This is a genomic window from Anoxybacillus sp. J5B_2022, assembly GCF_026847645.1.
Taxonomy (GTDB): domain Bacteria; phylum Bacillota; class Bacilli; order Bacillales; family Anoxybacillaceae; genus Anoxybacteroides.
The window spans coordinates 39662-52990 of record NZ_JAPSMC010000004.1 but is presented as its reverse complement, the minus strand read 5'-3'; the positions used below and the strand labels follow the sequence as shown (position 1 = coordinate 52990).

Below are 13329 nucleotides of genomic sequence, written 5' to 3'. Positions count from 1 at the left end.
TTTATGAACGTGCATCGTATGTATAAGTAAAAAGAAAGGAGTTGGAAATAATGGAAGGAAATAAATTAGTAGCGGCATTATGTTATTTTAGTGTCTTGTTTGCTCCATTTTTATTCCCGATTATCGTCTATTTTGTCACGAAACATGAGCGAGTAAAGCGGCATGCGAGAACATCGTTGCTTTCGCATTGCATTCCAATCGTCCTCTTTGCCTTTAGTGCGATTATGGTCATCGTCCTTGGAATGAGTGAAAACGACACCTTTTTCGCTTGGTGGCTTTTTGGAATGATTGGCGGAGGAATTGCGCATGTCATCGTCGCAATTTGGAACATTATAAAAGGAATTAAAGTATTGCAAGAACCAGGAGGAAATTACCAATGAAAAAATTAGTTCGTCCGTTGCATGACCGGATGTTCGCCGGAGTATTAAGCGGCATTGCCCAATATGTGCAAATGGATGCCGCCGTTGTTCGGCTGATTTTTATCGCCCTTCTTCTCCTCACTGGTGTAATGCCGTTTGCCTTGTTATACGTGCTGGCCGTTTTTGTCATACCGAATGAGGGGATGGAGTCATGAAGTGGTTGGCGCATATTATTGTCAACGCTGTGCTGCTAATGGCGCTGGCGGGTTACTTTCATTCGATTCATCTGTCGGGCATCGGTGCCGCGCTTTTGGCTAGTTTCTTGCTGTCGCTACTAAATATCGTAGTGAAGCCGGTTTTAATTTTGCTGACGCTCCCTGTGACGATTTTGACGTTCGGATTATTTCTATTTGTGATTAATGCGTTGACCCTTTTACTAACGTCATGGTTGATGGGAGACTTGTTTACGATTGATGGGTTTGGCGCCGCCTTATTCGCTTCATTAGCCCTTTCTCTATTCCACGTCGTGATTGATGCGATCAGCGATCAAGATTAAAACGTTCCGCATGTGCGTGAACGTTTTCTTTTTTCACACGCGTCTCAAAAAGTGTTAAAATGGAAAAAGCAAAGGAGGGATTTGGATGCCAAAAGTGCGGACAAAAGATTTGATCGAAAAGTTCCAGCTCGAATTAATTAGCGGGGCGGAAGGAGTGCATCGTCCGATTACAACGAGCGATTTGTCGCGCCCGGGCATTGAAATGGCGGGGTATTTCGCTTATTATCCGGCGGAGCGGATTCAATTGTTAGGAAAAACGGAGCTTTCTTTTTTTGAAAAATTAAATCCGCGTGAAAAGAAAATTCGCATGGAAAAGCTTTGTACCGATATTACGCCAGGCATTATTGTATCGCGCGGGCTCGATGTTCCTCAAGAATTAATCGAGGCATCTGAGCGCCATTCTGTTCCTGTCATGCGTTCGACGATGAAAACGACACGCCTTTCAAGCCGGCTCACAAATTTTTTAGAAAGCAAGCTGGCGCCAACGACCGCTGTGCACGGCGTATTAGTTGATGTGTACGGGGTCGGTGTATTGATTACCGGAAAAAGCGGAGTTGGGAAAAGTGAAACAGCGCTTGAATTAGTCAAACGTGGGCACCGGCTTGTCGCGGATGATTGCGTCGAAATTCGTCAAGAAGATGAAGGGGTTCTCGTCGGAAGCGCGCCAGAACTCATTGAACATCTGCTGGAAATTCGCGGGTTAGGCATTATTAATATGATGACATTGTTTGGTGCCGGAGCGGTCCGGACGCATAAACGCATTTCGTTAGTCGTCGATTTAGAGCTATGGGACCCGAACAAACAATACGACCGTTTAGGTTTAGAAGAGGAAAAAGTGAAAATCATTGATACGGAAATTACAAAGCTGACGATTCCTGTAAGACCTGGGAGAAATTTAGCGGTCATCATTGAAGTAGCAGCGATGAACTTCCGATTGAAGCGAATGGGAGTCAACGCAGCGGAAGAATTTTCTGCGCGTTTAACCGATGCGATCGAAGACGGAGAGCATGATTACGAATAAGCGAGGAGGAGATATTGTTGGATACATCAATTCAGCCATTAGATCGCGTATTTTTACATCTCGGTCCGATTACAATTTATTGGTATGGGGTGATTATCGGAACAGGGGTGCTGCTTGGATTGTGGCTTGCCACAAGAGAAGCCGTCAAGCGCGGATTATCCAAAGAAACGTTCGTTGATCTTGTTTTGTTGGCAGTGCCGATTGCGATTGTTTGCGCGCGTACGTATTACGTCATTTTTGAATGGGATTACTATTCGAAACATCTTTCTGAAATTCCGAAAATTTGGGAAGGTGGGCTGGCGATTCACGGCGGATTAATTGGAGCGATCATCACGGGAATTGTGTTTGCGAAGCGGCGCGGATTGTCGTTTTGGAAGCTGGCCGACATTGCCGCACCGAGCATTATTTTAGGGCAGGCGATCGGCCGTTGGGGAAACTTTATGAATCAAGAGGCGCACGGCGGACCGGTGACGAGGGAGTTTCTTGAAAGCTTGCATTTGCCGGAATTTATTATTAATCAAATGTATATTAACGGTCAATATTACCACCCGACGTTTTTATACGAATCCATTTGGAATTTTATTGGATTTTTGTTACTTTTGATGCTCCGTCGCGTCAATTTACGGCGCGGGGAACTGTTTTTAAGCTACCTTATTTGGTATTCGATCGGCCGCTTTTTTATCGAAGGTATGCGGACGGATAGTTTAATGTTAACAGCCCATCTTCGCATCGCCCAAGTGATGTCGATTTCGTTGATTTTGCTTGCAGTAAGCATTTGGATTGTCCGAAGAGCAAAAGGATTAGCGGAGGCGCGTTATTTAGACTAGAAAAGGAGAGAACGAGGTTGTTGGGGACGATCAAAAAAGGGTTGGCTGTGGGGGCCAAAACGACGTGGACGCTTGGTAAAATCATTTTCCCAGTTACGTTAATCGTATCGCTGTTGCAGCATACGCCGATTTTGCAGTGGCTCATTCGGTTTGTTACTCCATTGATGAAATGGATCGGCTTGCCCGGCGATGCGGCGATTCCGCTTGTACTTGGGAATTTTTTGAATTTATATGCTGGAATCGGCGCGATCTTGACGCTCCATTTGACGGTGAAAGAAGTGTTGATTTTGGCTGTCATGCTTTCGTTTTCGCACAATTTGCTTGTTGAAGTGACTGTTGCGGGGAAAGTCGGAGTCAACGTCGTGTTAGCCGTAGCTGTTCGTGTAAGCTTAGCGATCGTCTCCGCTTTTTTCATTCATCTTGCTTGGCAGGGCGGGAACGACATCGCCCAGTACGGCTTTATTTCTAATTCAGGAGAACAATTCACGAGTTGGAGCGATGTCATTCTCGCTGGTGTTCAAAAAGCGTTTGTTGGTATCGTTCAATTAGCGATGATCGTCATTCCATTAATGGTCGGCATTCAAATGCTAAAAGATTTGAAATGGCTTGACGTATTCTCTCGCTGGATGGCTCCAGTCACGAAAGCGCTTGGAATGAAAGAAAATACGTCGATGACGTTGGCGGCAGGGCTTTTATTCGGGCTGGCGTATGGAGCAGGAGTGATGATTCAAGCGGTAAAAGAAGACGGCGTATCGAAAAAAGATGTCACGCTCGCGTTCCTTTTTCTTTCCGCTTGTCATGCTGTTGTCGAAGACACGTTATTGTTCGTGCCGCTCGGCATTCCGGTATGGCCGCTGTTGCTCATTCGCCTCACAACGGCTATTATATTGACGGTTGCCGCTAGCTTCACTTGGAATCGCATTGTACAAACGAGAAGAAAGGAAGCTGTCTGATGAATATTCGCACGATTTTATTTGATTTAGATGGCACGTTAATCGATACAAACGAACTCATTATTCAATCGTTTTTGCATACGTTAGAAACGTACTATCCTGGAAAATATAAGCGGGAAGACGTGTTGCCGTTTATCGGCCCGCCGCTTTATGATACGTTTGCCGCACTGGATGAGGCGCGCGTGCAAGAAATGATCGCAACGTATCGCGCCTTTAATCATGCGCAGCACGATGCACTGGTGAGGGAATACGAAACGGTGTATGAAACGATTGAAGCGTTGTATCGTAACGGATTTCGCTTAGGGGTCGTGACGACGAAAATCAATGCGACGGCGATCATGGGATTAAAGCGAACGAAGCTCGATCCGTTTTTTCATTGCGTCGTCGGACTCGATGATGTAAAAAACGCTAAGCCGCATCCAGAGCCGATTTTAAAGGCGCTCGAGCTGTTGGACTCCAAGCCGGAGGAAGCGATAATGGTCGGCGATAATTATCACGATATTTTAGCGGGAAAACAAGCGGGAACGAAAACAGCCGGCGTGGCATGGACGATTAAAGGACGGGAATATTTAGAGAAGTACGAACCGGATTTTATGCTCGAAAAAATGAGCGATTTACTGCGCATTGTAGGGGTGGAATCAGTTTGAGACGAACGACGAAATATCCGGTATCCGGCGCGAATTCGCTTTGGCAAATTTACCGGACGGTTTCCTTTTGGAAAGTGTTTAAAAATGTGATCGTCATTCAAATCGGGCGCTATACGCCGTTTATGCCGCTGAAAAATTGGCTGTATCGCACGTTTTTAGGCATGAAAATCGGCGAAAAAACAGCGCTTGCTTTTATGGTCATGCCGGATATTATGTTTCCGGAAAAAATTAAGATCGGCCGCAACTCGATTATCGGTTATAATACGACGATTTTGGCGCACGAATATTTAATTGACGAGTATCGGCTCGGTCCGGTCGTCATCGGGGATGAAGTGATGATCGGTGCGAATACGACGATTTTGCCCGGCGTGACGATCGGGGACCGGGCGGTTGTCGGCGCTGGCACGCTCGTTCATAAAGACGTACCGGCCGGCGCTTTCGTAGCCGGCAATCCGATGCGCGTCATCCGCATAAACGAACCGCCTTCCAATTAAGCGGGAGGCGTTTTTTCATTTCGGGAAATAGGAAACAAAAGAATCGAAAAAATAGAGAGTCTGCTTTTTCGTCAGCCATAAGTTAAACCTCCCAGTTGTATTTATATAGCACCAATGGTTAAAGTATTAAACTTTTGGTGACAGGACAAAAAAGTGTTGATTCTATTTTTTTTTTGTTTTTATAATTTATATAAATATTTCTTTTAATAGAAATAAATGGCTCTTCACCACAAAATGTACTTGACAAAGAAAAATGTTCATGATACGTAAAATTAAAACGATCATTTTTTTCATTTTTTACCATTCGTCTTATTTGAATAATGTCGATATCATAATTTACTTTAAAAGTCAAGTACATCTTTCGGTGATGAACCAAATAAATTGATTAAAAGGAGATGAGAGTATATGAAAAAACTATTTTCGCCAATTGCACTTAGTTTATTACTAGTGCTACCCACAATAGCTTTGGCCGCAGGAAGTAGTTATTCTATATCTTACTTTTTTGAAACAGGTTTAACAGGTCAAACAAGAAGTTTCACAGGTGGTAAAGATTTAGTCGGAGTGTTTTACTCGGTAGCGTGTCGTGATTACAATTGTAATAATACTTTTGACACTACAGATACATTTAACGTAGCCCTATATAGAGATGGATTTTGGTCGGATGATTATATTGGCTCTAATAAAGCTCCCCGCTCGGGAAATAAAACGATTACTTGGAGTAATGTAGGAGAAGGTGACTATTATATAAAACTATCTAAAACATCAGATGGCACATATGTTAAGAGTCAATCCGGTTCCAAATTATATATAAAATAACAGGCGTGTTGATTAACCATTAAAAACCAGTTGACATCGCTCTATTCCTAGCTTTTCTGCCGTAGTCGGCAAGCGGTTCGCTTGCCGACTGGGCATGCTGTACGCATGCCCTCCTCGAACAATGAACGCTTTGCGGGCAAATGTCATTTGCCCGCCGGCCTTCTTGTTCGAGGGAAGAGGCAGAAAAGCTTGTGTTCAGTCATATGATTCTGTGTTTTTTAGTAAAATAATGGATAATCAACACTCGTGATAAAATAAAAACGATGTTTAGGGGGAAGTTGTTTGTTAACCTTTGATATCCCAATAGTTTTCCTGTTTTTTATTCCTTTATTTGTTTTGCTTATTAAAAGAAATCGTAAAAATATACCACTTTCAAAAAGTTTAATTTTTGTTATCTTTTACATTCATGTTGTTGTTGTTATTGGTATTACCTTGTTCCCCATTCCCTTCCAAAAGGAGTTGTTACATGACTTAAAAATAAGTAATATCGAGAGTTCAATGAATTTCGTTCCTTTTTTGTCTATTGCAAAGATATTATCGTTACACTCACTTGGAACAAGTTTCGTACAAATAGGGGGCAACTTTTTGTTGTTGCTTCCTTTAGGAATATATCTACCACTTTTATTTTATAGAATGAATAGCTTTAAAAGAGTATCTTTCATCGTTTGTTTATGCTCATTAATGATTGAATCTATGCAGTTCTTAATTTCTTTGATATTAAATTATCATTATAAAGCAGTAGATGTCGATGATGTGATATTGAACACATTGGGAGGACAATTTGGTTACCTGATATATCGGATAACTATTCCTTCAATTAAAAGGAATATTGATTTATCTCGTTTTACGAACAATTTGAGATTCAAGGAATAGCTTATCATTTTGTCTGTTCTTTTTTAGAAGGACAGTGTTGCGGAAAAATCAAGTACAGCTTTTGGTGAAGAACCAATCGACCATGCGAATGGAAAACTTAAAAAAGTCTTATAAGGATGATAGGAATTTACCAAACATATCAAACATTTATATGGGGTTATAGAGAAAGTGGATAGAGGCGGGCAAGTGCTGTTTTTTTGGCGGCAGTCTTGCCCGTTTCATTGTTTAGGCGACGTTCCCCCTTGACGCTGCGGCCGCAAAGGAGTAAACTACAAATAACTTCACTTCTCTACCATATTAGCAAACTAAAGTATCGAAAAAAGGACGTGTGATCATGTCAAAGTTGTTTATGTTTGAAAAACCGCTCGGCATGCGCGATACATTGCCGTTTTTATATAAAGTCAAAAAGCGTGTCCGTCAAGCGATGACGAACGAAATTGAACAATGGGGGTACGAGTTTATTGAAACGCCGACATTGGAATATTACGAAACGGTTGGTTCGGCTTCAGCCATTGCCGACCATCGATTGTTTAAACTTTTGGATCAACAAGGGCATACGCTTGTGTTGCGTCCTGATATGACCGCACCGATTGCCCGATTAGCAGCATCAAGACTTTATCAAAACGGAAACCCGCTTCGCCTTGCGTACCATGCGAACGTGTTTCGCGCTCAGCAACGTGAAGGCGGCCGTCCGGCAGAGTTTGAACAAATCGGCGTTGAGTGCATCGGTGATGGCACCGTGACCGCTGATGCGGAAGTGATTCGTTTAATGATTGCCGCTTTAGAACAAACGGGATTGCAGCGTTTTACAGTAGCGGTCGGCCACATTGGCTATGTGAACGCTTTGTTTTTGGAGATTTTAGGGAACGAAGAACGTGCCAACGTGCTGCGCCGGTTTTTATATGAAAAAAATTACGTCGGTTATCGCAACCATGTCAAATCGTTGCCGCTTTCATCGATCGATCAGCAGCGCCTCCTAAAACTTCTTGACTTGCGCGGAGACGATACAGTGCTTTCGAGCGCTCGCGAACTCGTTCATACCGAAGAAGGAATCAATGCGGTGGAGGAGCTTTCTGCGCTGTGGCATGCACTCCGGTTGTTTGGTGTGGCCGATACCGTGAAAATGGATATGACGCTCGTCAGCCATATGAGCTACTATACGGGCATTTTGTTTGAAGTATATGCAGACGGTGTCGGGTTTCCGCTCGGAAACGGCGGGCGTTACGATGAGTTGTTAGAAAAATTTTCGTGCAAAGCGCCGGCAACAGGTTTTAGCATCCGCCTTGACCGCTTAATCGAAGCGCTTCAGGAGATGGACGTGGAAGAGAACATCGAATGCATCATTTTCAGCCAAGAGCGATTTGCCGAGGCGATTCAGTTGGCGAACGAAAAACGACGCGAAGGAAAAAAAGTCGTGTTGCAACATATTGCCGGCATTCGCGATATTGACGCCTACAGCAAGCGGTACGAACCGATTACGTATTTGCTTGGAAGCAATGGAAGGGAGGAATAGGCGATGCTGACGATTGCTATGCCGAAAGGACGCATCTTTGAAGAGGCGCTCGAGTTGTTGCGAAAAGCAGGATATGCGCTTCCGCCTGAATTTGCCGAGTCGCGTAAACTCATGATTGATGTTCCAGAAGAAGGAATGCGCTTCATCCTCGCAAAACCGATGGATGTTGTCACATATGTCGAACATGGCGTCGCCGATTTAGGGATCGCTGGAAAAGATGTGTTGCTTGAAGAAGAGCGCGATGTATACGAACTATTAGATTTACACATTAGTAAATGTCATTTAGCGGTGGCTGGCCTTCCGAACAGCCGCCTGAACGATATCGCACCGCGCGTTGCGACGAAATATCCGAACATCGCTTCGAGCTATTTTCGCGAACAAGGAGAGCAAGTCGAGATCATTCCGCTAAACGGGTCGATTGAGCTTGCTCCGCTGATCGGTTTGGCGGATCGGATTGTTGACATTGTCTCAACCGGTCGAACATTAAAAGAAAACGGTCTAGTCGAATTTGAAAAAATTTCCGATGTGACTTCACGATTAATCGTCAATCCCGTTAGCTACCGGATGAAAGATGACAAAATCGATGAAATGGTCGAACGGTTATCAGCGGTGATTACGAACGAGGAGGATGAATCATGAAAATTGAACGAGTAACGGGACGTCTCTCATTGCGGCGGACGATTGAAACAGGTACGGAAGAGCAAAGACGGGCCGTTCAAAACATCATTCACGATGTTCGCACACATGGAGACACCGCATTAAAAATGTATACCGAGAAATTTGACCAAGTAACATTGGATTCTTTGCTTGTATCGGAGTCGGAAATCGAAGCAGCTTACAAAGAAATAAGCGAGGACATGCTGGCGATCCTTCGTGAAGCAGCAGCGAATATTCGTGATTATCACGAGCGGCAAAAGCGCGAATCATGGATGACGACAAAAGAAGATGGAACGATTCTTGGGCAAAAAATCACGCCGTTGGATGCGGTTGGACTGTACGTTCCGGGGGGGACGGCAGCGTATCCATCGTCTGTCTTGATGAACGTCATTCCGGCGCAAGTTGCGGGAGTGAAGCGGATTGTCATCGTTTCTCCGCCGAACAAGCAAGGCACGTTGCCGGCCGGCGTGTTAGTGGCGGCCCATGAATTAGGAGTGAAAGAAATATATAAAGTGGGCGGCGCCCAAGCGATTGCGGCGCTTGCTTACGGAACGGAAACGATTCAGCCGGTCGATAAAATTTTTGGTCCAGGCAACATTTACGTGGCGCTCGCGAAGCGGGAAGTGTTCGGGCAAGTAGCCATTGATATGATCGCAGGGCCGAGCGAAATTGTCGTATTAGCCGATGAAACCGCGAAAGCGAATGAAATTGCAGCGGACCTTTTGTCACAAGCGGAACACGATGAGCGCGCTTCAAGCATTTTGGTCACGCCGTCAATGAAATTGGCGATCGAAGTGGCAAATGAAGTGCAAAAACAGCTTGAAACGTTGCCGCGAAAAGCGATTGCGGCAGCTTCCATTGCGCGATACGGAGCGATTTATGTGACGGATACACTCGAAGAAGCGATTGCGGTCGTCAACGAGCTGGCGCCAGAGCATTTAGAAATAATAACCGCAGAACCGATGCTCGTTCTCGGACAAATTCGCCATGCCGGAGCGATTTTTTTAGGCCGCTTCAGTTCCGAACCTGTCGGCGATTATTTCGCAGGACCGAACCACGTATTGCCGACAAACGGCACCGCTCGATTTTCTAGCGGCTTAAGTGTCGATGAGTTTGTCAAAAAATCAAGCATCATTTTCTATAGCGAGCAAGCGTTAAAAGAGAACGGGAAAAAAATTGCCGCGTTTGCTAGAGCGGAAGGGTTAGAGGCGCATGCGCGGGCAATTGAGGCAAGGGGGACGGTGTGATGCGAAAAGCAGCCATTTCACGAACGACAAACGAAACAGACATTCAACTGGAACTAACGATTGACGGCGAAGGAAACGCTCAACTAGAAACAGGGGTGCCGTTTTTAACCCATATGCTCGATTTATTTGCGAAGCACGGGCAGTTCGACTTACACATTCGAGCAAAAGGCGACACCGATATCGATGACCACCATACGACAGAAGATATCGGCATTTGCTTAGGACAGGCACTGCGCGAGGCGCTCGGCGATAAAAAAGGGATTAAGCGGTACGGCAACGCATTTGTGCCGATGGATGAAGCGTTGGCGCAAGTTGTCGTCGATTTAAGTAACCGGCCGCACTTTGAGTTTCGTGGCGAGTTTAAAAGCCAAAAAGTCGGAACGTTTGATGTCGAGTTAGTGCATGAATTTTTATGGAAACTCGCCTTAGAGGCGCGCATGAATTTGCACGTCATCGTTCATTACGGCCGCAACACGCATCATATGATTGAAGCGATGTTTAAAGCGTTAGGGCGCGCCTTAGACGAAGCTACAATGATCGACCCGCGCGTCAAAGGAGTTCCATCAACGAAAGGAATGTTGTAAATGATCGGTATTATTGACTATGGGATGGGCAACTTATACAGCGTCAGCAAAGCGTTAGAACGACTAAACTATGAATATGTCATTTCGGGCGACCCGCAGCAACTGAAACAAACGAAAGGCCTCATTTTGCCGGGTGTCGGCTCGTTTCGCGATGCGATGCACATTTTAAACGAAACGGGCTTGGCGTCCTTTATCCGCGCTGCTGTCCGTGAGGGAATGCCGCTGTTTGGCATTTGCCTCGGGATGCAGCTGTTGTTTGAAGAAAGTGAAGAAAACGGCTTGACGGAAGGATTACAGCTGTTAAAAGGTCGCGTCGTTCGTTTTCCGGGCGTCACCGCAAACGGCGAAACGTACAAAGTGCCACACATGGGCTGGAACCGCCTGCAATTTCGCCATCCGTCCCCGCTGCTTACGAACGTCGAAGAAGGGTACGTGTATTTCGTTCATTCGTATTATGTCGATACCGATGACGATTCGGTTGTTTTGGCCAGCAGCACATATGATGTCGACGTCCCGGCCGTTGTCGGCAAAGGGCATGTGTTTGGCACGCAATTTCACCCGGAAAAAAGTAGCGAAATCGGCATGAAAATATTAAAAAACTATGCGATCATCGTCGAAGGCGAGGGAAAAGCGTGATGGCGGCATTTACGATTTATCCAGCGATTGATATGCGCGGCGGCAAATGTGTCCGTCTACTGCAAGGAGACTATAATAAAGAAACGGTCTACGGCGATTCACCGTTTGAAATGGCGCGCTTGTTTGCAGAACAAGGCGCACAATGGATCCATATGGTCGATTTGGATGGGGCAAAAGAAGGAAAGCGCGTGAATGACCGCTTTGTGCTCGAAATTGTTGAACATTTAAACGTGAATGTACAAATTGGCGGCGGCATTCGCACGGAAGAAGATGTCGCGTATTATTTGGAAAATGGGGTTGCCCGCGTCATTTTAGGCAGTGCCGCCATCGCCAATCCGGCGTTTGTGAAAAACATGCTTGCGACGTATGGCGAACGAATTGCGATTGGCATTGATGCGAAAAACGGGTTTGTGGCGACGGAAGGATGGCTGAACACATCGAACGTGAAGGCGACAGAACTGGGAAAAGAGCTGGCGAGCGCGGGAGCCGAAACATTCATTTTTACAGACATCGCAACCGATGGGATGCTGTCGGGACCGAATGTAAAAGCGGTAGTCGAAATGGCGCGCGCGACGGGAAAGCGCGTTATTGCTTCCGGCGGGGTCAGTTCACTTGAAGATTTGCGGACGTTGGCGGCATATACGGCGGACGGCGTCGTCGGGGCGATTGTCGGTAAAGCATTGTATACGAAGCAATTTACGCTCGCAGAAGCGTTAAAGGTGGTGCAGCAATGATTACAAAGCGGATTATTCCATGTTTGGATGTAAAAGACGGCCGCGTCGTGAAAGGCGTGCAATTCGTGCAATTGCGCGATGCCGGCGATCCAGTGGAATTGGCGAAGTTTTACGATGAACAAGGCGCCGATGAGTTAGTTTTTTTAGACATTTCCGCTTCGCATGAAGGACGGAAAACGATGGTGGAAGTCGTGGAGCAAGTGGCGGCGCAGCTGGCAATTCCATTTACGGTTGGCGGCGGCATTCATTCGCTTGACGATATGAAAAAAATTTTGCGCGCCGGAGCAGACAAAGTGTCGCTCAATACAGCAGCTGTGAAAAATCCTCAGCTCATTAATGAAGGCGCCGACTTTTTTGGTTCGCAATGCATCGTTGTGGCGATTGATGCGAAATATGATGAAACAATCGGTTCTTGGCGTGTATATACGCACGGCGGGCGCAACGCTACCGAACGAGAAGTCGTCGAATGGGCGCAAGAAGCGGTAGCGCGTGGTGCTGGCGAAATTTTATTGACGAGCATGGATTGTGATGGCGGGAAAAACGGCTTTGATTTAGCATTGACGAAAACGGTGAGCGAAGCGGTGTCCGTTCCGGTTATCGCCTCCGGCGGAGCAGGAAGCGCGGAACATTTTCTCGCTGCGTTCGTCGAAGGAAAAGCGGATGCCGCGTTGGCTGCCTCGATTTTTCATTATAAAGAAACGTCGGTGCGCGAAGTGAAACATTATTTGCGCCAGCAAGGGGTGAACGTCCGATGAACGAAGTCAACATTCGCTTTAACGAACAAGGGTTAGTGCCTGCCATCGTCCAAGATGCGCAAAGCAAAGAAGTGTTAACATTAGCTTATATGAATGAAGAATCGTTGAAAAAATCGTTAGAAACGGGAGAAACGTGGTTTTACAGTCGCTCGCGCCAAGCGCTTTGGCATAAAGGGGAGACGTCCGGTCATACGCAGCGCATTGTCGAGATGCGCTACGATTGCGATTGCGATGCGTTGCTCGTTCTCGTGGAACCGGCGGGACCGGCTTGCCATACAGGAAGTTATTCGTGCTTTTCGAACCGGCTCAATGGGGAACACGTTGAGCGATCGGCGCAGCGCTTTGCGATTATTAATGAACTAGAAAAGGTGATCGCGGCAAGGGAAGCGGAACGTCCAGAAGGGGCTTATACGACGTATTTGTTTGACAAAGGTGTCGATAAAATATTAAAGAAAGTGGGCGAAGAAGCGGCGGAAGTGATTATTGCCGCGAAAAATCGCAACCCGGAAGAGCTGAAATGGGAAGTAGCCGATTTATTGTATCATTTGCTTGTGTTGTTGCGTGAACAAAAGCTGCCGCTTGATGCCGTGTTGGCGGTGTTAACGGAACGGCATGCGGGCAAATGAGCGGAAGCTGGCTCATCATCCGGTGATGGTG

The 13329-nt window shown here is 46.0% G+C and carries 18 protein-coding genes; all 18 read left to right on the top strand.

Features of this window, described 5'->3' with window-relative positions; all coding sequences use genetic code 11:
• The first annotated feature begins 50 nt into the window (after positions 1-50).
• The 18 genes from M4I42_RS02165 (at position 51) to hisIE (ending at position 13298) form a co-directional block, all read left to right on the top strand.
• A complete protein-coding gene (locus tag M4I42_RS02165; RefSeq protein WP_268850606.1) occupies positions 51-380 on the top strand; it encodes a DUF4870 domain-containing protein in 330 nt (109 codons plus the stop codon).
• Positions 377-574, top strand: coding sequence for a PspC domain-containing protein (locus tag M4I42_RS02160; protein WP_268850605.1), 198 nt, complete (start codon positions 377-379; stop codon positions 572-574). Before M4I42_RS02165 ends, M4I42_RS02160 begins: the two co-directional genes overlap by 4 nt.
• A complete protein-coding gene (locus tag M4I42_RS02155; protein WP_268850604.1) occupies positions 571-915 on the top strand; it encodes a phage holin family protein in 345 nt (114 codons plus the stop codon). Before M4I42_RS02160 ends, M4I42_RS02155 begins: the two co-directional genes overlap by 4 nt.
• 85 nt (positions 916-1000) lie before the next feature.
• Positions 1001-1936, top strand: coding sequence for an HPr(Ser) kinase/phosphatase (gene hprK / locus M4I42_RS02150; protein WP_268850603.1), 936 nt, complete (start codon positions 1001-1003; stop codon positions 1934-1936).
• Between the two features lie 17 nt (positions 1937-1953).
• Positions 1954-2763, top strand: a complete 810-nt coding sequence (lgt, locus tag M4I42_RS02145) for a prolipoprotein diacylglyceryl transferase (RefSeq protein ID WP_268850602.1) — start codon at positions 1954-1956, stop codon at positions 2761-2763.
• A 17-nt stretch (positions 2764-2780) separates the two neighbouring features.
• Positions 2781-3716, top strand: coding sequence for a nucleoside recognition domain-containing protein (locus M4I42_RS02140; protein WP_268850601.1), 936 nt, complete (start codon positions 2781-2783; stop codon positions 3714-3716).
• Positions 3716-4363 (top strand): pyrophosphatase PpaX, encoded by a 648-nt coding sequence (ppaX, locus tag M4I42_RS02135; protein WP_268850600.1) that lies wholly within the window; start codon positions 3716-3718, stop codon positions 4361-4363. Before M4I42_RS02140 ends, ppaX begins: the two co-directional genes overlap by 1 nt.
• A complete protein-coding gene (locus M4I42_RS02130; RefSeq protein WP_268850599.1) occupies positions 4360-4857 on the top strand; it encodes an acyltransferase in 498 nt (165 codons plus the stop codon). The genes ppaX and M4I42_RS02130 overlap by 4 nt, the downstream gene beginning before the upstream one ends.
• Positions 4858-5262: 405 nt before the next feature.
• The gene (locus M4I42_RS02125; protein WP_268850598.1) at positions 5263-5673 is read left to right on the top strand and encodes a hypothetical protein; all 411 of its coding nucleotides are present in this window, start codon (positions 5263-5265) and stop codon (positions 5671-5673) included.
• Positions 5674-5955: 282 nt separating this feature from the next.
• Positions 5956-6546 carry a VanZ family protein gene (locus M4I42_RS02120; RefSeq protein ID WP_268850597.1) on the top strand — a complete coding sequence of 197 codons (591 nt, stop codon included), beginning with the start codon at positions 5956-5958 and terminating at the stop codon, positions 6544-6546.
• A gap of 331 nt (positions 6547-6877) precedes the next feature.
• Positions 6878-8059 (top strand): ATP phosphoribosyltransferase regulatory subunit, encoded by a 1182-nt coding sequence (locus M4I42_RS02115; RefSeq protein ID WP_268850641.1) that lies wholly within the window; start codon positions 6878-6880, stop codon positions 8057-8059.
• Positions 8060-8062: 3 nt separating this feature from the next.
• Positions 8063-8698, top strand: coding sequence for an ATP phosphoribosyltransferase (gene hisG / locus M4I42_RS02110; protein WP_183252913.1), 636 nt, complete (start codon positions 8063-8065; stop codon positions 8696-8698).
• Positions 8695-9963 (top strand): histidinol dehydrogenase, encoded by a 1269-nt coding sequence (gene hisD, locus M4I42_RS02105; protein ID WP_268850596.1) that lies wholly within the window; start codon positions 8695-8697, stop codon positions 9961-9963. Before hisG ends, hisD begins: the two co-directional genes overlap by 4 nt.
• On the top strand, positions 9960-10547 hold the full coding sequence (gene hisB / locus M4I42_RS02100) for an imidazoleglycerol-phosphate dehydratase HisB (RefSeq protein ID WP_268850595.1): 588 nt from the start codon (positions 9960-9962) through the stop codon (positions 10545-10547). The genes hisD and hisB overlap by 4 nt, the downstream gene beginning before the upstream one ends.
• A complete protein-coding gene (gene hisH / locus M4I42_RS02095) occupies positions 10548-11183 on the top strand; it encodes an imidazole glycerol phosphate synthase subunit HisH (RefSeq protein ID WP_268850594.1) in 636 nt (211 codons plus the stop codon).
• Positions 11183-11917, top strand: a complete 735-nt coding sequence (gene hisA / locus M4I42_RS02090; protein ID WP_268850640.1) for a 1-(5-phosphoribosyl)-5-[(5-phosphoribosylamino)methylideneamino]imidazole-4-carboxamide isomerase — start codon at positions 11183-11185, stop codon at positions 11915-11917. Before hisH ends, hisA begins: the two co-directional genes overlap by 1 nt.
• The gene (hisF, locus tag M4I42_RS02085; protein ID WP_268850593.1) at positions 11914-12672 is read left to right on the top strand and encodes an imidazole glycerol phosphate synthase subunit HisF; all 759 of its coding nucleotides are present in this window, start codon (positions 11914-11916) and stop codon (positions 12670-12672) included. The genes hisA and hisF overlap by 4 nt, the downstream gene beginning before the upstream one ends.
• Positions 12669-13298: a bifunctional phosphoribosyl-AMP cyclohydrolase/phosphoribosyl-ATP diphosphatase HisIE gene (gene hisIE / locus M4I42_RS02080; protein ID WP_268850592.1), complete on the top strand. Its 630-nt coding sequence runs from the start codon at positions 12669-12671 to the stop codon at positions 13296-13298. Before hisF ends, hisIE begins: the two co-directional genes overlap by 4 nt.
• The last annotated feature ends 31 nt before the right edge of the window (positions 13299-13329 follow it).